Source organism: Nonomuraea sp. NPDC059007 (assembly GCF_042740555.1).
Classification (GTDB): Bacteria; Actinomycetota; Actinomycetes; order Streptosporangiales; family Streptosporangiaceae; genus Nonomuraea.
This window is the reverse complement of the sequence record NZ_JBHYJD010000018.1, coordinates 68,317-90,281: the sequence shown is the minus strand read 5'-3', so window position 1 is coordinate 90,281 and position 21,965 is coordinate 68,317. Positions and strand designations below refer to the sequence as shown.

General features: G+C 69.5%; 19 protein-coding genes. 9 read left to right on the top strand and 10 right to left on the bottom strand.

Features of this window, described 5'->3' with window-relative positions:
- Positions 1-5: 5 nt before the first annotated feature.
- From ACFWY5_RS28420 to ACFWY5_RS28405, 4 genes are all read right to left on the bottom strand, one after another.
- A complete protein-coding gene (locus tag ACFWY5_RS28420; protein WP_379635445.1) occupies positions 6-1,400 on the bottom strand; it encodes a serine/threonine-protein kinase in 1,395 nt (464 codons plus the stop codon).
- Positions 1,401-1,522: 122 nt separating this feature from the next.
- Positions 1,523-5,764, bottom strand: coding sequence for an FtsK/SpoIIIE domain-containing protein (locus ACFWY5_RS28415; protein ID WP_379635443.1), 4,242 nt, complete (start codon positions 5,762-5,764; stop codon positions 1,523-1,525).
- 23 nt (positions 5,765-5,787) lie between these two features.
- The gene (locus tag ACFWY5_RS28410; protein ID WP_379619009.1) at positions 5,788-6,051 is read right to left on the bottom strand and encodes a WXG100 family type VII secretion target; all 264 of its coding nucleotides are present in this window, start codon (positions 6,049-6,051) and stop codon (positions 5,788-5,790) included.
- A 78-nt stretch (positions 6,052-6,129) separates the two neighbouring features.
- Positions 6,130-6,807, bottom strand: a complete 678-nt coding sequence (locus ACFWY5_RS28405; protein WP_379635441.1) for a hypothetical protein — start codon at positions 6,805-6,807, stop codon at positions 6,130-6,132.
- A 118-nt stretch (positions 6,808-6,925) separates the two neighbouring features.
- Here ACFWY5_RS28405 and ACFWY5_RS28400 point away from each other — a divergent pair, with 118 nt between their 5' ends.
- Positions 6,926-9,421, top strand: coding sequence for a PASTA domain-containing protein (locus ACFWY5_RS28400; protein WP_379635439.1), 2,496 nt, complete (start codon positions 6,926-6,928; stop codon positions 9,419-9,421).
- A gap of 116 nt (positions 9,422-9,537) precedes the next feature.
- On the opposite strand, the gene ACFWY5_RS28395 is transcribed toward ACFWY5_RS28400, so the two are convergent.
- Complete coding sequence (locus ACFWY5_RS28395) at positions 9,538-9,663, bottom strand: hypothetical protein (protein ID WP_379635437.1); 126 nt, start codon at positions 9,661-9,663, stop codon at positions 9,538-9,540.
- 433 nt (positions 9,664-10,096) lie between these two features.
- On the opposite strand from ACFWY5_RS28395, the gene ACFWY5_RS28390 reads away from it, so the two are divergent.
- The 5 genes from ACFWY5_RS28390 (at position 10,097) to ACFWY5_RS28370 (ending at position 14,428) form a co-directional block, all read left to right on the top strand.
- A complete protein-coding gene (locus tag ACFWY5_RS28390) occupies positions 10,097-10,771 on the top strand; it encodes a chorismate mutase (protein ID WP_379635435.1) in 675 nt (224 codons plus the stop codon).
- A gap of 126 nt (positions 10,772-10,897) precedes the next feature.
- Positions 10,898-11,806 carry an ABC transporter ATP-binding protein gene (locus ACFWY5_RS28385; RefSeq protein WP_379635433.1) on the top strand — a complete coding sequence of 303 codons (909 nt, stop codon included), beginning with the start codon at positions 10,898-10,900 and terminating at the stop codon, positions 11,804-11,806.
- 12 nt (positions 11,807-11,818) lie between these two features.
- Positions 11,819-12,556: an ABC transporter permease gene (locus ACFWY5_RS28380; protein WP_379635431.1), complete on the top strand. Its 738-nt coding sequence runs from the start codon at positions 11,819-11,821 to the stop codon at positions 12,554-12,556.
- Between the two features lie 13 nt (positions 12,557-12,569).
- Complete coding sequence (locus tag ACFWY5_RS28375) at positions 12,570-13,796, top strand: sensor histidine kinase (RefSeq protein ID WP_379635429.1); 1,227 nt, start codon at positions 12,570-12,572, stop codon at positions 13,794-13,796.
- The gene (locus tag ACFWY5_RS28370) at positions 13,793-14,428 is read left to right on the top strand and encodes a response regulator (RefSeq protein WP_379635427.1); all 636 of its coding nucleotides are present in this window, start codon (positions 13,793-13,795) and stop codon (positions 14,426-14,428) included. Before ACFWY5_RS28375 ends, ACFWY5_RS28370 begins: the two co-directional genes overlap by 4 nt.
- Positions 14,429-14,684: 256 nt before the next feature.
- Here ACFWY5_RS28370 and ACFWY5_RS28365 read toward each other — a convergent pair whose 3' ends face one another.
- The 3 genes from ACFWY5_RS28365 to ACFWY5_RS28355 all read right to left on the bottom strand — a co-directional run bounded on the left by ACFWY5_RS28365 (position 14,685) and on the right by ACFWY5_RS28355 (position 17,420).
- A complete protein-coding gene (locus tag ACFWY5_RS28365; RefSeq protein WP_379635425.1) occupies positions 14,685-15,131 on the bottom strand; it encodes a hypothetical protein in 447 nt (148 codons plus the stop codon).
- A gap of 519 nt (positions 15,132-15,650) precedes the next feature.
- Positions 15,651-16,262: a hypothetical protein gene (locus tag ACFWY5_RS28360; RefSeq protein WP_379635423.1), complete on the bottom strand. Its 612-nt coding sequence runs from the start codon at positions 16,260-16,262 to the stop codon at positions 15,651-15,653.
- Between the two features lie 171 nt (positions 16,263-16,433).
- Positions 16,434-17,420, bottom strand: a complete 987-nt coding sequence (locus ACFWY5_RS28355) for an NAD(P)-dependent alcohol dehydrogenase (RefSeq protein WP_379635421.1) — start codon at positions 17,418-17,420, stop codon at positions 16,434-16,436.
- A gap of 135 nt (positions 17,421-17,555) precedes the next feature.
- On the opposite strand from ACFWY5_RS28355, the gene ACFWY5_RS28350 reads away from it, so the two are divergent.
- A complete protein-coding gene (locus ACFWY5_RS28350; protein ID WP_379635419.1) occupies positions 17,556-18,161 on the top strand; it encodes a DUF2306 domain-containing protein in 606 nt (201 codons plus the stop codon).
- On the opposite strand, the gene ACFWY5_RS28345 is transcribed toward ACFWY5_RS28350, so the two are convergent.
- Together ACFWY5_RS28345 and ACFWY5_RS28340 are read right to left on the bottom strand one after the other, a co-directional pair.
- The gene (locus ACFWY5_RS28345; protein WP_379635417.1) at positions 18,158-18,808 is read right to left on the bottom strand and encodes a response regulator; all 651 of its coding nucleotides are present in this window, start codon (positions 18,806-18,808) and stop codon (positions 18,158-18,160) included. The genes ACFWY5_RS28350 and ACFWY5_RS28345 overlap by 4 nt on opposite strands.
- Positions 18,805-19,941, bottom strand: a complete 1,137-nt coding sequence (locus ACFWY5_RS28340; protein WP_379635415.1) for a sensor histidine kinase — start codon at positions 19,939-19,941, stop codon at positions 18,805-18,807. The genes ACFWY5_RS28345 and ACFWY5_RS28340 overlap by 4 nt, the downstream gene beginning before the upstream one ends.
- A 329-nt stretch (positions 19,942-20,270) precedes the next feature.
- Here ACFWY5_RS28340 and ACFWY5_RS28335 point away from each other — a divergent pair, with 329 nt between their 5' ends.
- Positions 20,271-21,248: an SDR family NAD(P)-dependent oxidoreductase gene (locus tag ACFWY5_RS28335; RefSeq protein WP_379635413.1), complete on the top strand. Its 978-nt coding sequence runs from the start codon at positions 20,271-20,273 to the stop codon at positions 21,246-21,248.
- Positions 21,249-21,463: 215 nt separating this feature from the next.
- Positions 21,464-21,883: a tautomerase family protein gene (locus ACFWY5_RS28330; RefSeq protein WP_379618979.1), complete on the top strand. Its 420-nt coding sequence runs from the start codon at positions 21,464-21,466 to the stop codon at positions 21,881-21,883.
- Positions 21,884-21,965: the final 82 nt, after the last annotated feature.

The window sequence follows — 21,965 nt, the reverse complement described above, 5'->3', positions numbered from 1 at the left end:
TCCTCTTACGGCTTGGTCGTGGAGTCGCGGCCGTCGGCCATCCGGCAGGCCGGCTTCGCCGCAGGCGGCGGTGTCTCGTCGTTGAGCACGAGCACCTCGACCGTGTAGCAGTGCCACGCGCCGGGATTGAGCTTGCGCTCGACGTACGGCGGCGCCTGGTTCGCACGCAGCCAGACGATCTCCCGCGTGCTGGTGACGCGGTAGGCCTGGAAACCTGACATCGACGAGGCGTCGTCGAAATCGACCTTGATCCGTCCGCGGGCCGGGCTCGTGACGGTCACGGGGATGGAGTGAAAGCGGGACGTGGGTTTGGGCTTGGGGGCTGCCGGCTCGGCCGGGGGCAGGCCGTACCAGATGCCGCCGACCGTGGACGCCAGCAGCGCCGTGACCAGGCCCGCGACGACAGGCCACCGTCTACGGCGGCGCGGGGGCGGCTCGGCGGGTGCTTCGGGGATGGCCGCCGTCGGACCACTGGTCGTGAGCGTCTCGGGGGCGACGGCACCAGCCGGGGGCGCGGGAAGGGCCTGAGGGGTGGGGAGGGCCTGGGGCAGGGCGGGCAGAGAGGGCAGCGGAGGCGGCGCGTCAGGTGGCAGCCCGTCGGCGCCGCCGAACAAGCGGGCCAGGTCGTTCGCCGAAGGCCGCCGATCGGGCTCTTTGGCCAGGCAGGCCGCGATGACGTGCCAGTGGTCGCCGTCGATCTCGGGGGGCCGGGCCGGACGGTCGTTGAGATGGGCCTGTAACAGTGCGGCCGACGTGTCGTGTGTGAACGGCCGCCGCCCGGCGAGTAACTCGTAGGCCATCACTCCCAGTGCGTACACGTCCACGGCCGAGGTCGGGGGACGGCCCAGCGCGACCTCAGGCGCCAGGTACGCGTGCGTGCCGACGAAGGTTTCGTGCTTGGTGATGTTCTGCCCGTCGGCGACGTGGGCCACGCCGAAGTCGGTCAGTTGCCCCCAGGGGGCGCCGCCGCGCCAGGTGACCAGCACGTTCTCGGGTTTGACGTCGCGGTGCACGACGCCCGCCGCGTGAATGGCCGCCAGCGCCTGAGCCACGTGGCCGAGCAGGGTGACGGACTTCTCGCGGTCGAAGGCGCCGCGGGCGAGGGCATCGCGCAGGTTCTCGCCGGACACCAGCGCCATGACAATGGCCAGCATGCCGCCGCCGGAGATGATGTCGTGAACTGGGACGACGTGCGGGTGGTCGATCGACGTCAGCACCATGCCCTCGCGGACGAAGCGGGCGACGGCGGCGCGGTCGGAGGCGTACTCCTGCCTGAGCACCTTGATGGCGACGAGATCACCGCCGGGGCCGCGGCGGCCCTGCCACACCTGGCCCATGGCGCCCTGGCCAATGAGCTTCTCCTTGACGTACTCGCTGCGCAGCGGCATGGGCTCGGGCAACGGAGAACCTGACGGAGGCAGGGTGGGCAGCTTGGCCGGATCTCTGTCCAAGGTGGTCGTGTCCTCAAAGGAAGCCGAGACGTGCCCCTGGGGCACAGCGGTCGTACTATAACCAGCCGGACTCATCGGACAGTCGCCAATTCATCTAGTGGAACGTGAATTGGTATACGTCTCCCAGGCAACACCAGGATCCCTCGTCCAGCGGGCCACAGACCGCGGGGCGCCGGCAGCTTGAGGTCGAACAACTCCCCGTCCACCGGTGAGGCCGGGGCGAGCAGCAGCCCGGTACGCGCCCGTCGCACCGTGGCGAGCCACCCTCGGTAGCGCTGAAGCTGCAAGTCGTCGGTGGTCCCCGCGGCCACGAGCACGTTCCCGGTGTCCCGTGCGGTCCTGGCCAGGTCCTCAAGCGCCATGGCGCCGCGGCCGTCGCCGATCAGCTCCGCGTCGTCCACGAGCACCGCGCAGGGGCCGGGGAGCGTCGCCAGCACCTCGTCGAGGCTGTCCGGCTCGGCCGCGCCGGACAGCACGGCGGCCACACCGGGAAGTCCCGCCAGCTCACACAGCGGCGAGGTACGTGGACACACCAGCACGAGCGGCCGCATGGCGATCGAGCGGGCCACGGCCAGCAGCGCACCGCTGCGCCCGGTCCGGGGCGGCCCCGCGACCAGGAAGCGATTCCCCAGAGCGGCCAGGTCCACATCCACGGGGGCCAGCTGATCACCGCCGGCGCCGAGCGTGCACACGGCAGGCCCGGAAGGGCGAGCGGCGACGCGAAGCCGTTCCAGCTCGTCGGACCTGATCGACTCCGGCAAAGGATCGACGGTACGCGGCAGGGTCTCGGCGGGGAGGCCGTCGGCGCTCCTGAACGGCCCCTGAGAAGGCAGCGCGATCTGCGTCTCGACCATGCCAGGGATGATGATCGTTCGTCCTTCCGGCATGGAGGCAGGCAGGTGGCGGGGGGTCACTCCGTACACGGCGGTGTCGTCGGGATCGGCGTGGCGCAGCACCAGGCGGGTCGCGACCGCGCCGGACAGCCGTTGAGTGAACCCGGAACGATCGCCGGCGATCACCACGCCGACGCCGACGGAAGGCCCGTGCCGTAGCAGCCCGTCGAACAGGTCCGTCAGCCGCCCGGCGTCGGTGTCGGCGTGGCGGGCGAGGAAGGCCTCGTAACGGTCCATGATGAGCAGCAGGTACGGCGGCGCGCCCGCACCCCCTTCGGCGAGGGAGCGCTGGCGCCGCCCGATCTCGGCGGTCAGCAAGGCGAGCACCCTCTCGGTCCGGTCGGTGTCCTCGCCGTCCACGTAGGCGCCGCAGTGCGGCAGCTCGCCCAGCTCCGCCAGCGCTCTGTTGCCCTGGTCGAGGACGTACAGGTGCAGCTCGGCGGGGCTGTTGCGGCGCGCCAGGCCGAGCGCCAGGGTACGCAACGCCGTCGACCGGCCGCTCCTGGCCATGCCCGCGATCAGCACGGTCCCGCAGGCCCGTACGTCCAGGACGTACGGCACCTGCACCTGGCGGTCCGGATGGTCGGCCAGCCCGATCGGCACGACCATGGGCCCGTCATCTGGAGACGGCGGCAGCTCGTCCGCGGCGACCAGGGCGGGCAGCGGGGGCAACCAGGGAGAGGCGGGCACCGTGGCGCCGGAGCGTCGCGCGGCCTCCTTGACGGTGGCGACGAGCACCTTGAGATCGGTCTCCTTCCCTTCTCCTTCGTCGTTCCGCGCGGCATCGGCGGGCGCACATCCCAGCGTGGCGACGTCCCTGGGGGTGACCGTCACCTCACGGTCGGCGGACGCCGCACGTGGCCCGCCGACGCGGGCGGCCTGGAACAGCGCCAGGTCGGAGTGACCCGCCCGCAGATATGCCCGGCCGGGGTGGTGGCGGGAGAGTCTGGCCGCGTCCGGCACGTCGATCACGTCGCCGCTGTCGGCGGCGCTGGTGACGCGGAGGCAGATCCGCAGGTTGAGGTTGGCCCGAAGGTCCGCGCTCACCGCCCCGGCAGGCCGCTGGGTGGCGAGTACGACGTGCACGCCGAGGCTGCGGCCGCGCATCCCGATGCCGGCGACGCCGGTCACGAACTCGGGCACCTCCTCCACGAGTGACGCGAACTCGTCGATGAGAATGACCAGCCGCGGCAACGGCCGGCGGCAGACCGCCCAGTAGTCCTCGATGTCTTTGGCCCCGGCCTCGGCCAGCAGCTCTTCTCTGCGGCGCAGCTCGGCTCCGAGCGAGTCCAAGGCCCGGGTGACCAGGTGCCCGTCCAGGTCTGTGATCATGCCGGCGCAATGCGGCAGGTCCCGGCACTCGGCGAAGGCGCTTCCGCCCTTGTAGTCGACGAGCACCATGGACAGCCACTCGGGCGAGTTCGACACCGCCAGGCTCGCGATCAAAGTCTGCAGGAGCTCCGACTTGCCCGCGCCGCTGGTGCCCGCGATCAACATGTGCGGCCCGTCGCGCTTGAGGTCGACGGTCACCATACCTTCGGCGTTCGTGCCGAGCGTCACCTCACTGCCGCGACCCGCCGTCCAGCCTCGCTCTATCGCCTCTGCGGACGGATCGGCGCCGAGTCCGAGCAGGTCGAGCAGGCGTACGGAGTCGGGCAGGTCGGCTTGGGCGCCCCAGCGCGCACCGAGTACGCGGATCGGTGCGAGGGCGTGTCCCAGCCGGTCGGCGTCGTCGGTTGTGAGGCGGTCGAGCAGGACGGAGTCCGCCGCCAGGTCGTGCCCGCGCACCTGGGCACGGGTGCCGGAACGTCCGGTGACGACGACCGTCGTACGGCATTCGTCGGGGAGGTGGTTCTCCTCGGTGTCCAAGCAGATGGCGTACACACCTGACTCGGGGCCCTCCACGAACAGTTCGGTCAGCCCTGGCACGGAGCGCAGGCGGCGGGCCCCGTCGGCCAGCACGACGAGACGGCGGCCGGCGGGCGCGCTCGCCCGCAGCGTGGCCCGCTGCTCGGCCTGCCGGCCAGCGATGACGCGGCGGAGCTCAGCCACCCGGGCGGCAGCCTGGTCGGCGCCGACGGCGATCATGCGGCGGCAGGCGAGCTCATGCGTGTGCGGCAACGCGTGCGGCAGCCAGGTGGCCCACTCCCACGCGGCGGCCTCGTCGGCGCCGGTGATGATCACCAGACCGACGTCGTGCGGGGCGTGGAGCGTGGCCAGATGGGCGAGCACCGCCCGGGCCAGGGGTAGGAGTTGCTCCCGAGGGCCGGCGAGGCCGAGCACGCCCGCTTCCTCCAGGGAGACGGCGACGGGCACGTACTCGATCACCGGGACCTCCGGCTCCTGTTCGCCGTCGGCACCGGTGAACGTGACCGCTACCGGTCGCGCCGCCAGGCCGACCCGCAGCCGGAGGAAGTCGGGATCGGCCGGGCGGCGTTCGTAGAGCCTGCTGGTGGGCGCGGCGGCGATTCTGAGCAGGCGGCACGGGTCGGGGAGGGCCTCGCGCGCGGCCCGCCCCTGCTCGGTGGCGGCCGTGGAGAGGGCATCGCCGAGTTCGGCCAGCTTCCGGTCGTGTTCGGCGGTGGCCGTCCGATGCTCGCTGCGGCCACCGCGCCGGTCGCTGATCAGGTTCGCGACCACCAGGACCGGCGAGAGAGCGGCGAACACCAGGAAATAGGCGGCGCCGGGAAAGACGAGATACGCGACGCCCGCGAGCACCAGCGGAAGCAGGATCGCGATCAGAGGGAAGCGCACGGCGCGAGGAGGCTGGGGGCGGCGTGGCACGGTGAGGCGGAGCGGTGCGCTTCTGGCCGGGAGCCGGGGCGGGCGGTTGAACAGAACCCAGCCGTCCTCCCGTACCGGTTGCAGCGGGGCGTCCGCAGGGTCGACGGCCCTGATGGTGAGGACCGTCTCGCCCATGCCGAACAGCTCGCCCGGCGCGACCTGCGCGCACGTGCCCAACCGGAAACCCCGCCAGGCGACGCCGTTGCGCGAGCCGGCATCGGTCAGTTCGGCCGAGGCGTCGTCTCCCAGAGTCACGGTCGCGTGGTGGCGGCTGATCTCGGGGTCCGCGAGCACCAGCGCGTTGTCCGCGGATCTGCCGACCGTCGTAACGGTCCCCGGACGCAGCGGGGCCGTGCCGGCGCCGCCGGCGCCGCCGACCACCGCCACCTCCAGACCGTCTCCCACAAGCTCTTCGGCGCCCGTCTCATTGGTCGCGGTCAAGGCCGCGCCGACGGGGAGACAAGCGCGGGCGAGCGTGACCGGCTCCGGAAGCTCGTGCCCGCCGGCCCGATGGAGGCGGGCGCCGGCCCTCAGCCCCAGAGCGGCGGCGAGGTCGCCGATCGTGGCCTGCGCTGCCGCCTGCAGCACGAGCGAGGTATCCCGCCCGTCCGCCCTGAAGCGAATCTCCCTTTCCATCACGCTCAGTCCCGTCCGGTCTCTCAGCTACCGGCCTGTTCCAGCGCGTCCGCCCTGCGGCGGATCTCGGTCGCCGCCTCCTGCAGGGCCGCGGACAGCCTCCTGAGGGTCGGCTCGTACTCGCCGCTCCACGAGGTACGGAACCGGTCGGCGGCACCGCCGCGCCAGTACGTGCCGGCCAGTTCGTTGCTCAGCTCGCGCAGGAGGGTGTCCACGGTGCCCGCCTGCCGCTGGAAGCTGCTGTTGAGCGCGTGGAGCTGGGGAATCTCGCCGCCGATGATGGTCATGACCTCTCCTCGGTTCGTGGGGGTTATGAGCACCGAGGCTAGGAGCGCCGCCGTGGACGGCGGAATGGGAATGGGTCCCTATCGACGCAGCAGCAGGAGGTCGTCGCGGGTGATCAGGCGGCGGCTGATCGCGAACTCGGCCAGGTTGGCGAGCGCGTTGTGTCCCATCAGATTCGGTACGCCGGCTGACGTCAGCCGGGTTCGCAGGTACTCGATCCGCTTGACCAGGGTCGTACGCCGCCAGCCGAGCCGGGCGGCGGCCGAGGCATAGTCCTTGGGATAGGGGTCGTACCGTGGCGGCTCCTCCAGATAGCCGCGGAACAGCGCCACCATCGCCAGCCTGTCCTGGTCGTTGACCATGACCTCGTCGCCGATCGCGGTCGGCAGGGTGTCGCTCGGCATGGGCAGGATCTCAAGGACTTCGACCGGCGCGGGAGGCGGGGTCAGCAGCAGGTCGTGTGCCCGCCTCGTCCCGTCGACCAGGATCTTCGTGGGCTCCTCGATCGCCCGCCGCCTTCCTGGCGCGAGGACGCTGCGCAGGCCCAGCTCGTCCGCGAGGGTCAGCTTGCACGCGCTCGATCGGTTGGTCAGCCACCAGGTGTCCTTCTCGCTGCCGACGCTTCCCGCGATCCGCGAGATGCCCAGGTCCTCAGGGTCGAGACAGATCGTGCATTCCCGGTCGCGGCCGAAAGTGAGCTGCTGGCCTTGGGCCACCTCCACGACCTGGCCACCACTCTCCACGCGCATCGGGGCCATACCGCTTCTCCTCATTGTGGTTCGGATTGGGGAGCCATCCCTATGCCGATTCCCCCCGGCAATGCGGCGAATAGCCCTATTCTCGGACCTCCCCCGGCTCCACCGCAGGAGGATGCTCATGTCCGGCTCCCCCAAGCCGTCCCCACTGGTCCGGCGCGTCTCAGCGGAGCGGCTCCGTCGGTTCTCCACCCGCACCACGCTCAACCGCGTCCTGCTCGGCGCCGTCGTCGTGGCGCTGATCGTGGGATTGGGCTTCGGCACCGGCTACACGACCTCCAAGGCCGCGTTCGGCGACGGCATCGCCTTCCTGGCCAAGGGCGACACCGCCGCGCGGATCAACGCCCTGAGCAACGAGGTCGACGCCCGCAGCGCCGAGAAGCTGGCGAAGGACGATGAGAAGCTGGAGGTCGTCCAGGTACGGCCGGACTCGCTCTGGGTCGTCAACCACGACACCGGCACGGTGACGCCGCTGGCCACCGACACGCTGAAGGCCGGCGACCCGATCGAGAAGGGCGCCTCCTCGAAGGACCGGCTCAAGCTCGTCACCGGCGGCGGGCAGACGTACCTGCTGGACTCTGGCACCGGCAGGCTGGAGAAACTGGACGGGTCACGGGGCAAGCCGGCTCCCGTAGAGGTGCCGCCGGTGACGGACGCGGTGGCCGACTCCGACGGCAAGGTCTGGGCGTACACCGCGAAGACGGACGAGCTGCTGGAGATCGTCGACGGCGCGTTGAAGGACCGTCAGCTGGTGGGCGGCTCCGGCGCGGCCGTCACCCTCACCATGGCGTCCAACCTGCCGGTCCTCTACTCCAGCAACACCGGCAAGGCCTCCATGTACGACACGGACGGCCTGCGCCGGGTTCTGGAGCTGGGCGCGAGCCACGGCTTGGTCTCCCAGCCGAGCACGACCTCCAGTGTGGTCGCCGTCGTGATGCCGGAGAGCGGGACGCTCGTCACGGGCGACTTCCAGAGCCGGCGGGTCGACAGCGTGACCCTGAACGGGCGCGCCCGCGCCGAGTTCGACCGGCCCGTCGTCCACCAGGGCAAGGTGTACGTCCCGGACCACTCCGAGCGCCAGGTGGTGATCGTTGAGGTGTCCGGTGGCAAGGTCAAGGTGGAGCCTGTGCCGAAGGGGCCCGGCAGATTCCAGATCACCGCTCGTGACGACCGGGTGTGGGTCAACGACCAGAGAAGTCCCATCACGCTGTCGTTCGACGTGAACGGCAAGCGTTCCGAGATCGACGCCGGCGACGCCGACGGAGCCGAGGACAAGCCGCTGCCGACCCCGAAGCCGACCCCAAGCTCACCTCCGACGCGGGCCGTGCTACCCCCCGTGACCACGGAGACCGGCCAGCCGCGCAAGCCGCAGTCGAAGGTCGTCGTGCCGTCACAGACCCCGAAACCCAGCATGGTCACCGTGCCTGTTCTGACCGACATGCAGTACGAGAAGGCGTGTGAGCTGATCGAACCGGAGCTGCGCTGCGTCAAGCTGCCCAGGGCGGAGAGCAAGGCGGAAACGGGCGTCGTCCTGGACAGCTCGCCGCAGGCAGGTGCACGGGTTCCGCAGGGCAGCGCGGTCAAGGTCTACTATCGCGGGCCGCTCACCGTGCCCGACGTCACGGGCGTCCCTGCCGACAAGGCGTGCGAGTCCCTCGTGGAGACCGGGCTGCGGTGTGACAGGAAGCCCGCGACGGAACCGGCGGCGGCGAAGGACCAGGTAAACGTGGTGCAGAGCCAGAGCCCCGCCGCGGGGTCACCTGTCAGCACCGGCGCCGAGGTCACCGTCGTGTTCCCCGACAAGGTGAAGGTCGGTACATACACCGGCCTGCCGGTCGCACAGGCCTGTGCCGCCCTGGAGCAAGCCGGCCTGGTGTGCAAGCGGCAGGAGACTGGTCCCGGCGTCCCCACCGAGGAGGTCATGTCGCAGACCCCCGCACCGGGGACCGGCCTGGCGCCGGGCTCCGAGGTGACCCTTGCCTACCTGGGCCCGCCCGTCGTGCCGGACGTGATGAACAAGACGCCCGAGGAGGCGTGCGCCGCGATCCGGGCCGTCCATCTGGAGTGCGCCCCGAACCCCGGAGCGCCAACCCTCGAGGTGAACAAGGTCTTGCGACAAGACCCCGCCGCCGGCGCCCGCCACCGCGCAGGCACCGCCGTGAGCATCCTGTACGGCGGCACCGCACCGGTACCACTGAACCGCTTCAAGGCCCCCAGCCCCAAGCGCGGCAACGATCTGTCGCCCGGTGGCGGCGGACCGGCCGGGTGGAGCCCGCAGTCCACGATAGGACGGGTCTATCTGGCCGAGGCGGCAGGCAAGGTCGAAGGCCTGCACGTCATCAACCGATTCCGCTGCGCGAACGCCTGCGGCGAAGAGGGCCACTACTACTTCACGGCCAACTCCTCGGGACCGTCCGGATATACCGCGGAGGGCCCGGCGTTCGCGTGCTTCGCCAGCCCCGTGCCCGGTACTGTGCCGCTGCGGGCGCTGTTCCACACGAAGGTCGTCACGTGGGCGTGGGCCCCTGAGGGCAGCGCCGAGCTCAGCGCGTTCACGCAGGGCGGGTTCGGATCCCCTCACGACTTCCCGGTCTGTCATGTGTGGCCTCGGCCCTAGATTTCCTGCCGCGCTGAGAGGCGGCCGGGCGACGGCATATCCGGCGAAGGCCACGAACAGTCCGCCGGTGCGGTCGCCCGGCGGCGCCGTCACCCCCTGGATCAGGGAGAACACGCTCACCATGGGTGGGTGCGCCAGGCCAGCGGCGCCACCTGAGCCACGATCAGCGCGGGCCGGAGGAGACCGTCGTCGGTGCTGTAGTCGGCCCAGACCAGCACGTCGAAGACGATCAACGTGCACACGAGCAGCAGGTCGGCCGCGCGCGGATGCCTGCCCAGCCACCGCCGGAACGTAGCGCTGGGTCCGTCATGGGAGGCACCAGCACCGACTTCGGTGGCGTATCCAAAGACACCCGGCCGTGTCCACCTCCTCCTGCAGCCTGTCCCCAGGATCGCCCTCACGACTGAATTCCCACGTCAGATCCACTTCTAGGGTCGAACCGACGTGAGAAAGGGCCGATCCCATGAAGAAAGACGTCGACCACGATCCTGGCCGCGGCGGCGACCGCAAGGCCGTCGTGCAGCGCCACCTGGACGAGCTGAACGTGGACGGCCCGCTCGGGTACCGCGGGTGTGGGGCAAGAAGGCGCCGATGCCGAGCACCTGCTGTCCAGCCTGTCCGCTAGCCTTCCGGCGCCCGCCCCGCCCTCAGCCCACCACGCCATCAAGGAACACCATGCTCATCCAAGCCGTCTCACTCACCCTCAGCCTCGCCCTGGCGCCGCTCGCCGTCACCTCCGAGCGCGGCGCGCTGAGGCCGCTGGTGGAGCTATCTCTGGAGAGGGTACGGCTGGCCGGCAAGGTCGCCGCGGCCAAATGGGGCACCACCCAGCCGATCGACGACCCCGCCCGTGAAAGGCAGGTGCTCGACGACGTCGCCGCCAGATCCACCACCCTCGGCCTCGACCCCGCCGTAACCACCCGGATCTTCCGCGACCAGATCGAGGCCAGCAAACTCGTCCAGCGCGCCCTGCACGCCCGCTGGCGGTCCCACCCAGGTGAACAACCCACCGACCGCCCCGACCTGGCCAAGGAGGTCCGCCCCCACCTCGACCGGATCACCGGCGAACTGCTGCTGGCCATCAAGGGCAGCGAACGCATCCGCGAGCGCCCTTCCTGCCGGCGCAAGCTGAACAGAACCACGACGAAGGTCATCGACGACCAGGACCCCGGCACGCTGCGCACCCGTGGCCTCACCCGCGCCCTGGCCACCTTCTGCGAACGCCGGCCGATAGGTCCAAACGTCCGGGTGGCACACGCACCGAACGGTCAGATCGCCGGAGGTGACACATCCGCTCACCCGGGCGCCGATCTGCGGCGGGCCCGGTCGAAGCATCCATCGTTCGGCTGATGGTGTGGCCGTCAGGTCGATGCCGCGGCTCAACCTATCGAGTGGCCGCCGGAGCGATCCGTACCGGCGCCTCCCCCGGCATTCTCGTCGTGTCCGGGAAGGAACGAGTGCGGAGGAGGCGGGCAGATGCCGGTCATCGAGGTAGGCAACCTGCACAAACGGTATCGGGGCAAGGTCGCGGTGGAGGACGTGTCGTTCACCGTGGAGAAGGGTGAGATCTTCGGCATTCTCGGCCCCAACGGGGCGGGCAAGACCACCACCGTGGAATGCGTGGAGGGGTTGCGCAGGCCGGACGGCGGCACGGTCCGCGTGCTCGGGCTGGACCCGCAGCGTGACAACGACCGGCTGCGTAGCAGCGTGGGCGTGCAACTGCAGGAGAGCGAGTTGCCCGAGCGGCTGAAGGTCTGGGAGGCACTGGACCTGTACGCCTCCTTCTACCGCGACCCGGTGAAACCGGCGAAACTGCTCGGGGACTGGGGACTCACCGACAAGCGGAACACTCCGTTCGGGAAGCTGTCGGGCGGTCAGAAACAGCGGCTGTTCATCGCGCTGGCGCTGATCGGCAATCCGGAGATCGCGGTGCTCGACGAGCTCACCACCGGGCTCGACCCGCAGGCGCGCCGGGGCGCGTGGGACCTGATCGAGGAGATCCGGGAGCGCGGGGTCACCGTCATCCTGGTCACCCATTTCATGGAGGAGGCCGAACGGCTCTGCGACCGGATCGCGGTGTTCTGCGACGGCAGGATCGCCGCGCTGGACAGCCCGGCCGGCCTGGTGGCGAAGGTGGAGGCTGAGCAGCGCGTCCGGTTCCGCCCCTCGGTGGCGCTGCCGGACGGGCTGCTCAGCGATCTTCCCGAGGTGACCGACGTGCGTACGGCGGGCGATCAAGTAGTCGTGGCCGGCAACGGCCAGGTGCTCCAGGCCGTCGTCTCCACGCTGGCCCGCCACCGGATCATGGCCGCTGACCTGCGTGTGGAGCAGGCCACCCTGGAAGACGCGTTCGTCACGCTGACCGGCCGCAAGTTCGAGGTCTGAGAGGTGGCACGGATGCGCGCACTGCGGAAACTGACCGTCACCGAGTTCAAGCTTTTCGTCAGGGCACCGGAATCGGTGTTCTTCGTGCCGGGCCTGCCGTTGTTGCTGGTGGTGGTGTTCGGCGTCATCCTGAACCCGGCCGGCACCCCGGAGGCGATGCGGAGCTCGTTGCTCAACTACTTCCCCGCCATGGTGCTGGTGCTGACCCTGGCCATCATGTCCATCCTGATCATGCCGTCCACCCTGGCCGGCTACCGGGAGAAGGGCATCCTGCGCCGGCTGGCCACCACACCGACGAAACCGGCGATGGTGCTGGTCGCCCAGCTGATCGTCAGCGGTGGCATGGCGCTTGCGACGCTGCTGCTGGTCACGCTGACAGGCAACCTGACGTTCGGCTGGACGATGCCGAAGAACGTCACGGGAGTCGTGGTGGCGTTCGTGCTCGGCGTGCTGGCGCTGCTGGCGCTCGGGCTGTTCGTGGCCTCGATCGCGCGAACCGGCAACGCGGCCACCGGCATCGGGCTGTTCGTCTTCTTCCCCAGCCTGTTTCTCAGCGGAGTGGCCATGCCGACCGAAGCCATGCCTCCCGGCATCGCCCGGATCAGCGAGTACACCCCGCTCGGAGCGACCATGCAGGGGCTGCGGGACGCGTGGAGCGGAGACTTTCCCGCAGCGAGCCACTTGATCACCCTGGCCGTCCTCACCGTGGCGTTCGGCATGATCGCAGTCAAGCTGTTCCGATGGGAGTAGACAGGGGAGCCCGATGAGACCAGACCGCTTCGTCCGGCTCGTCAGCCGGGGCACGGCCACCGACCTCCGGGATCGGTGGCTGTTCCCGGCGCTGGGCGCTGCCGGGCTGGTCGTGTCCGTGGTGTTCGACCTGCTCACCGCGCCGGTCGACGGCCGGCGTACGGCGGGCACGCTGGGCCTGGCCGCGCTGGCACTGGGCTGGCTCTCCCTTTCGGCGTGGCTGCTGCCCAACCGTGCCGCGCGCCCCCGGCTGGTACTGGTCTTCTACGCCGGGCTGCTGGCCATCAGCACGCTTCTGGTGATCAGGAGCCCGGCGTTCTTCGCGTTCTCCTGGATCGGCTACCCCTACGCGTTCGCGATGTTCTCCGCGCACGCGATCCTGATCGCGGTGACGGTGACGGCGATCGGCCAGTACGCCACCCTGCTCGCCGTCGGCGTACCGGATGACGTCCTGGTCTACATCCTGCCGATCGGGATCTTCGTACCGGTGGTGGTGGCAGGCTGGATCGCCACGGTCGAGGACAGCAGAAAACAGCAGGCCAACCGGCAGCTCGAATCCGCGCTCGCGGAGAACGCCGGTCTGCAGGACCTGCTGGTCGTACAAGCGCACGAGGCCGGCCAGATGGAGGAACGGCAGCGGCTGGCCGGCGAGATCCACGACACCCTCGCCCAAGGTCTGACCGGCATCGTCACCCACGTACGGGCGGCGCAGCAGTCCGCGGGAGAACCCGAGCGGTGGCGCTTCCACCTCGGCCGAGTCGAGTCACTGGCCGCCGACAGCCTCACCGAAGCCCGCCGCTCGGTGCAGGCGCTGCGTCCCGGCCAGCTGGAGAACTCCCACCTGCCCGAGGCGGTGTCCGGCATGGCCCGGCGCTGGTCGGAGTCTCATGATGTGCCGATCACGGTGGAGGTCACCGGGGACCCCGTGCCGCTGCGGACCGCCATCGAGATCACCCTGTTCCGGGCCGCGCAGGAGGCGCTCACCAACGTGGCCAAGCACGCGCGGGCGACCCGGGTAGGGCTCACCCTGTCCTACCTGGGTGAGGTGGTGCTGCTCGACGTGCGTGACGACGGCGTCGGCTTCGATCCCGGCGCGGTACGCCAACCCGGCTTCGGGTTGGAGGCCATGCGCCGGCGGCTGCATGCTGTGGGTGGCAGCCTGGAGGTGGAAAGCATGACCGGAGACGGCACCGCGATCAGCGCGAGCGTCCCGCAAGCAGCCGCGGAGGACCGGCCATGACCGCCGGCGGCCCGATCCGGCTGCTGATCGTGGACGACCATCCCATCGTACGGGAGGGCCTGCACGCGGCGTTCAGCAAGCAGCCGGACTTCACCGTGGTCGGCGAAGCAGGCGACGGTGAAGAGGCCATCGAGCGGATCGCCACGTTGCGGCCGGACGTCGTGCTGATGGACCTGCGCATGCCGAAAATGGACGGCGTCACCGCCATCCGGCACCTGCTCAAGGGCGACCGCCGGTTGCCGATCCTGGTGCTCACCACGTTCGACTCCGACGCCGACGTACTGCCGGCCGTGGAGGCGGGCGCGGTCGGCTACCTGCTCAAGGACGCACCGACCGCGGAGTTGCTCGACGCGGTACGCGCCGCGGCCGAAGGCAAGTCGGTACTGTCGCCGTCCCTGGTCAGCAGGCTGATGAAGCAGATCCGCAGACCGGTGCCAGGTCCGCTGAGCAGGCGCGAACTGGAGGTGCTCAAACTGGTCGCGGACGGCGCGTCCAACCGGGAGGCGGCAAGCAGGCTGTTCATCAGCGAGGCCAGCATCAAGACCCATCTGGTGCACATCTTCAACAAGCTCGGCGTACGCGACCGAGCCGGCGCGGTCGGCGAGGCCTACCGCCGCGACCTATTCGACTAACCACCACCAGCCTGGAACGCCATGTCTGCGTACTCGCTCAACCTGGTTTGAGCGTGTACTCAGCTTCTACCCGTGGGCCGTTGCATGATTGCAGCTCATGCGCCGTTGGTGCCCTGTGACGCGGTACACGATCGGCCGTTGAAGGATTTAGGGAGTACCACCGGGCCGCCTAACGGTGAAACGAAGCTGCAGGTCAGGAGATGTGACACAGGTTCTGGCACCGCACAGGGTGTTTCGACAGGCATCGAGTATCTGGTCAGTCGGTAAGATCACTCCTCGTGAATTCCTTTACGATTCCGTCCAAGCGCCCGTTGTGAGGCAGGAGTGGGCAGGCGATCGAACCATTAATTGCTTGCACTAGGAAGTCTACGAGTCCTGCGCTGTGCATCCACAATGAAGATCCGTCTGTAACGGCAACGCGCCATTCGTCGGGGTGGCCGATCGTAACCCACAACCCAATGTCGCCATTCTGAGTTGTTCCCCACGGGAAAATCCCACCGGGATCGGGGTAGTGGAGAAAGGTACGTTCCTCCAGCACCTCGTTATCGCCGTCGACCACCGCAACAGTTTCATCGTCCGGTGGCGCTAGATCAGTGAGCACGCTCAGGACCTTTGCCCGCATCGAACGCTCGACGCCTATGCCTGGATTGGGGACGTTCAGCTTAAGGAATTCATCGAATTCTAGCGTGACATAGCGGCTCATGAGTTGCTTGTAGTCGGATGGAAGGCCGAGGTTGAGGTCGGCTTCTACAGAAGTCCATTGAACCGACGGTGCACTCCGCGTCGGAGGCCCGATGAGAGCCTCCAGATCAGCAAGTGATGCCATCTGTCACCGTCAAGGCGAGGTTACTGTGAACACATTTACCCATCCACTCTACCCGTTAGGCGGAACCAATCCGGTAGTGCCGCCCTCGTTGTACTTAACGTCGGCTGAGTAGTCGACGACCGCCGTAGCCGTCACGGCATCGGCACCGCTCAGCGCGCTACCAAGCCGGGCGTCGACACGGCCTAAGAGGCGAGCCAACGGCTCTAAGCCGAGATCCCACAGCGAGGTCTCCCGACTCATCGAGGTCGTTGACCTCTATAGGGGCCTCCCTACTCATGACCTGGACGAACCCCGCCACCACCCGATTCGGCTTTCCCAGCATGAAGGCGGCAGGACCCGGGATGGACCCTGCGGACATCAGCCCTGGCTACTCGACCAGCAGGCCCCCAACAGGCTTTAGAGATAATCGCGCCAGAACGGCACGGTGGCTTGAGGCGCCCAGTCGTCGGGATGCTCGGGCCGAGGTTCTTCGAACTCCTGGTTAATGTAGTCGAGCAGGTCGGCACCGTAATAGATGATGTCGCAGCCCCACATCGACAAGACCGGGTGGCCGAAGGTTCCGTGGCCTGCGGGCAAGAACCTGTGCGCATACACCGGAACCATTGCCGGCACCCCAGCCAGCCGCGACCTCGCCACGTCGACGGCCGCTTCGCCGGAATCCGGCCGTTCGCCCCAGGCGGGATGCCAGTGCCCACGCTGGACGTCCTGGAGCAGACAGTCGACCGGCCAGTTGAGGTGCCGACGGAGTTCGCCGGGTTCACCGTTGCGCCAGTCCGGCCATGGCCTTTCCCACGCATAGCTGGTGTCTGGTTTCTCTTCCCGCGGTTCGTGGACGGGCAGCCCGGCTGCGAGGAAGGCCCGGTGGTCGTCGGCGAACTCGATTCCGTATTCGTGCTCGATACGAGCGAACTCCGCTTCGGTCAGGCCTGCCTCGACCACACAGCAGTCGAGTTGGACAAGGCGATGCGCGGCCTGTCTTCCGAGCCGAGCTCCTCCTTCGCTGATCACGTTCGAACCGTATCGGGGTTGGCCCCGCAGGTCGGCAATTCTTGCTCCGCCGTAGGTGAGGGGACGATCACCGCGTGCGTGACCGGCAATGTCGCGGGCCGTCGGATCTGCTGGTCAGCGGTCAGGTGCGGACCTACGAAGCGGCGCTCACACCGCAGCCGGTCAAGGAGGTTACGAACCCTCGAACGTGACGACGACCTTGCCTGCTGAACGGCCCTGTTCCTGGTATCGGATCGCGTCCGGGATCCGCTCGAACGGGTAGCCGCGATCGATCACCGGAGTGATCTGGCCGGATTCGAGCAGGGTGGTCAGCGTGGTCAGGTTGCGGTGGTTGTCGGTGCAGCGGACCACGTCGGCCACCGCGACCCGCTGGGAGACGAACGGCCCGGCGAGCATCGTGGTGAGCATCCGGCCCGCGGGGCTGAGCCAGCGGCCGCCCGGGCCCCCGACCAGCACGTGCGCGCCCTTGGGGGTCAGGGCGCGGCGGCAGGCGGCGGTGGAGGGACCGCCGGCGATGTCCAGCAGGAGGTCGTAGCGCTGGCGGCGCTGGGTGAAGTCCTCACGGGTACGGTCGATGACCTCCTCGGCGCCGAGTGAGGCGACCATGGCGAGGTTGCGGGGACCGCAGACGGCCGTGACCTTCGCGCCGAGCGCCCTGGCGATCTGGACGGCGAAGGTTCCGACGCCGCCGGAGGCTCCGTTGACGAGGACGTTCTGGCCGGGGTAGCAGTCGCGTAGGGCGATCAGGGCGGTGTTGGCCGCCATGGGGACCGCGGCGGCCTGGGAGAAGGAGAGGTTGCGGGGTTTGGGGACCAGTTCGCCGGCGGGCACGCAGGTGTACTCGCCGAAGCCGCCCTGCTTGGGCATGGCGTAGACCTCGTCGCCCGGCTGGAAGGCGGTGACGCCCTCGCCGACCGACTCGACCGTGCCGGCGACGTCGGCGCCGAGGATGGAGATCTTCGGGCGGCGCAGGCCGGGGCCGCCGCCCATCAGTCGGGCGATGTACGGCTGGCCGCGCATCAGGTGCCAGTCGTAGGGCTGGACCGAGGTGGCGTGCACCTTGACCAGGACTTCGCCGGCAGCGGGTTCGGGCTTCTGGATCCGGGTGAGACGCAACTCGTCGGCTGAGCCGTACGAGCGCAGGAGGAATGCTCTCATCACACTCGTCAGCGTAAGAACGGCGCCCGCGCCGCTCATCAGCCGAAAGTACGCCTGATTGGCGGCCGATGGGACGTCTCCAAGGGAGCCTCAGGCGCGATGTCCGGCGCGGCTCGGCTCGCCACGATCGATGGCATGAGGAGTCGTACCATCCCGGCCGCGCTGCTGGCGCTCAGTGCCGTTCCGATCGTCGCGGGCGCGATCCGCGTGACCGAGCTGTCCGTGGGAGTGGCGATCACGCCGGACAACGCGCGCTTCTTCGCCGCACCGCTTCCGGTGAGCCTGCACATAGCGGGCGCGACCGTCTATACCGTCGTCGGCGCCTTCCAGTTCGCGCCCGGTCTGCGGCGCAGCCGTCCCGGCTGGCATCGCGCCGCTGGGCGGGTGCTGGTGCCCGCGGGGCTGGTCGCGGCGCTCGCCGGGGTGTGGATGACGCTGTTCAGCCCGCTGCCCGAGACCGACGGCACGCTACTGGGCGTCTTCCGCGTGATCTTCGGTACGGCCATGGCCGCCTCGCTGGCCCTCGGTCTGCTCGCGATCCGGCGCCGTGACATCGCCGCCCACCGGGCCTGGATGATGCGCGCCTACGCGATCGCCCTGGGCGCGGGCACGCAGGCGTTCACGCTGCTGCCGTGGTTTCTGATCGCCGGCACGCCTGGACAACTTCCCAAGGCGTTGCTGATGGCCGCGGGCTGGCTGATCAATCTGGCGGTCGCCGAGTGGATCATCCACAGGTCCTAGACGCGGTTCGTCTCGTAGGCCCACATGGCGATCTCGACGCGGTTGCGGGCGCCGAGCTTGGCCATGAGGCTGGCGATGTGCGACTTGACCGTGCTGAGCGAAATGTGCAGCTCGTCGGCGATCTCGCCGTTGGTACGTCCGCGCGCCACGGTCAGCAAGATCTGCTCCTCTCGCTCGGTCAGCGTCTCGATCGGCCGTACGGGAGGAGAGGCGGGCCCGGTGCGGGAGAAGGCGCCGAGCAGCCGCGCGGTGACGCTGGGCGCGATGAGCGCGTCGCCGCTGGCAGCGGCGTGGACGGCCTGCGAGAGCAGGGCCGCGCCCGCGTTCTTGAGCAGGAAGCCCTTGGCGCCGGCGCGCAGCGCGGCGTAGACGTACTCGTCCAGGTCGAAGGTGGTGATGACGACCACGGCCAGCGGGTCGGCGACGTCGGGCCCGGCCAGGGAGCGGGTGGCCTGGATGCCGTCCAGGCCGGGCATGCGGATGTCGAACAGGCAGACGTCGGGACGCAGCCGGCGGGCCAGCTCGACCGCCCGCCTGCCGTCGCCCGCCTGGCCGATGACCTCGATGCCGGGCTGGGCGTCGAGGATCATGGTGAGGCCGGTGAGGACGATCTCCTGGTCGTCGGCGACGAGCACCCGCACGCTCACGACCGCCTCCCCGCCCGGGGCAGGACGGCGGTGACCGTCCACCCGTGCTCGGGGCCGGGACCGGCCTGGCAGGTGCCGCCGAGCAGCTCGGCACGTTCGATCATGCCGATGATGCCGTAGCCGGAGCCGGGCCTGGGGGCCGCCGGGGGTGAGCCGTCGTCGGTCACGCTCAGCCGTACGCACTCCTCCTCCGCGCTGACGCTCACCTCGATCAGGCCGACGTGGCGCGCGTGCCGCCTGGCGTTGGTGACTGCCTCCTGCGCCAGGCGGTAGAGCGCCGCCCCGACCGGCGTCGGCAGTTCGCCGAGGTCGCCGGGGAGATTCACCTTCACAGCCGGTACGGCGGAGCCCCGCGTGGCCAGCTCCGCGAGATCGGCGACCCCGCGTCCGGGCGCCAGTTCGGGCGGCTGGTTCTGCCGCAGCACGCGAACCATGCTGTTCATCTCGGCCAGCGCCCGAGCCGCCTCCTCCTCGATCACCTTCAGAGCGTCGGTCGCCGCGTCGGGCCGCGACGCGGAGGTGGCCAGCCCGGCCTGCGCGCGGATCGCCATGGCCGAGACGTGATGGGCCACGGTGTCGTGCAGGTCGCGGGCGAGCTGGGCGCGTTCGAGCAGCTTGACCTGGTCCAGCTCACGCGAGCGGGCTCTGGCCCGGTAGCGCAGGGCGATGCCGAGCGTGGTGGCCGCCGACATCACGGCGAACGAGCCGACCACATCGGAAGGCTCCATGCGGCCGAAGGCGGTCGAAAGCCCGATCGCCGTGATCATGGCGGCCAGTCCGATCGCGATCTCGCGCCCCGATCCCCATCGGGCCAGCGCGTAGACGAGGATCAGCAGGTAGGCCAGGGAGTAGGCCTCCGAGGGCACGCCACCGGTCAGCAGCGGCGCGACTGCCGTGGCGGCGAAGACGATCAGGAGCATGCGCAGCGGATGCGTCCGTCGCCACAGCAGCGTGGGCAGCAGGACGAGGGTGAGCGCCACGGCGACGACCCGGTGGGGCAGGTCGGGGCGGAGGAAGCCTTCGAGCAGCGCGACCGGCACGAGCACGCCCACGAGCACCCAGTCACGCGGCACTCGCGCGGGCGGATCGGGGGGACGCGGTTCATTCCACAGGGAACGAATAACGGCGTGCACGGCCTTATGGTACGACTTGCCCGCTCAGCCGAGATCCCCGTGCCTCTCATGACTCGTCGCGTGGTGCTTGATCTGCTTGTGCCGGCTCGTCTGCCGCATCTGACCTTGACCCGGGTGCCTGCCAAGGTAATGGTCTTATGGCGCTCCGACCGCCAGGGGAGGGCATCCGCGTGCCGCATGATGATCGGCCGCGTCCCTTCGTTCGGCGTACCTGATCGTCACGAACACAGGCGGCCGGGCGACGACGAGGCGCGTGTTGTGAGGTGGACCAGGCGTTGATTGCCGCCCCGGTACGTGTGAGGGTGGTCAGCGACGGAGGGGGTCGAGCGATGAGATCGTTCACGGGCAAGATGGCCGTCGTCACCGGAGGCGGCGCCGGGATGGGACGCGAACTGGTCGTTCAGCTGGCCGCCGAAGGCTGTTCGGTCGCCGCGTGCGACGTGGACGAGGCCGGGCTGGCCGTCACCGCCGAGCGAGCCGCCAAGGCCGCACCCGGCGGCGGCGATGTGCGGGTCACCACCCACCACTGCGACGTGTCGGACGAGGCTCAGGTGGCGAGGTTGCGCGACGAGGTGGTCGAGCGGCATCGGACCGGCCACATCAACCTGCTGTTCAACAACGCCGGCATCGGCGGCGGCAACAGCTTCGTCACCAGCCCGCGAGCCGAGTGGGAGCGTACGTTCGGCGTGTGCTGGGGCGGGGTGTACAACTGCACGCGTGCGTTCATGCCGCTCCTGATCGCCAGTGATGAGGGGTGCCTGGTCAACACCAGCAGCGTCAACGGGTTCTGGGCGGCCGGTCCCGGTCTGCCGATGAGCGCGTACAGTGCCGCCAAGTTCGCCGTGAAGGGCTTCTCCGAGGCGATGCTGACGGACCTGCGGATCAACGCGCCGCACGTGCGGGTCGCGCTGGTGATGCCGGGGCACGTCGGCACGGAGATCGTGATCAACTCCCGCCGGATCCACGGCCACTCCGAGCCTGACGACATGACCGCCGAGGAACTCGCGGACGCCCGCGTGCTCGCCGCCGCCGTCTCGGGCGTTCCCGCCGACCGGTTGAGTGCTGAGGAGGTTCGGGCTGCGGTCAAGAGCATGGGTGAGTGGTTTCGCGACACCGCGCCGCTGTCGGCCGCCGACGCCGCGACCGTCATCCTTGATGGCGTACGCGCCGGCACGTGGCGCATCCTGGTCGGAGACGACGCCCACGCACTCGACGCGGCGATGCGTGCCGACCCGCTGGACCTGTACCGGCCCGACAGCCCGACCCTGACGGCCGCGTTCCCCGACATGTACCGTCACGAGGAGTGACTCGGATCCGGCACGCTGAGGGGCCCGATACCGACTGACGACCGGCTCGGCTCGGCATGCGGGTCAGCGAGGCGACCGAGAAATCTGTTCATGGACCTCAGCCACCGCGTCATGCCAGGCCCGCACATGGTTTGAGCTGGCGTTTCTTCGGGTTGGTCATACCTGACACTGAAGGCGTCACGACTATCGGCGAAGTAGCCACCGAGAGGATCCCCATGCCGTTCGTCCGGATCACGTTGAGTACGGACCGTCCTGAACCGATGCGCGCAGCCGTTGCCGAAGGCGTGCGCAGCGCGCTCGTCAGCGCCATCGGCGTTCCCCCGGACGATCGGTTCCAGATCGTCGACGCGCAACCGGCCACCGCCTTCCACGTAGACCGCCACTTCCTCGACGGTGATCGGCGCGATCCAGTGGTGGTGGAGATCACGCTCACCCGCGGGCGGACCCAGGACATGAAACTCGCGCTCTACCAGGCGATCGTGGCCAACCTGTCCGAAGTCGGCGTGCGACCGGACGATGTGCTGATCATGCTGCAGGAGTCCGGGCGGGAGGACTGGTCCTTGGGCGGCGGGAAGATGCAGCTGCTCGACGAGGACCTGATCCGCAAGTACGGCTGGTCACCACCGGAGGCGTGATCCCGACTTTGTGGGTGCCGACCATCCAGCCGGCAGGGTCTACAGTGTCGGCCACGGCCACTACGTGATCTTCGGATGCCTT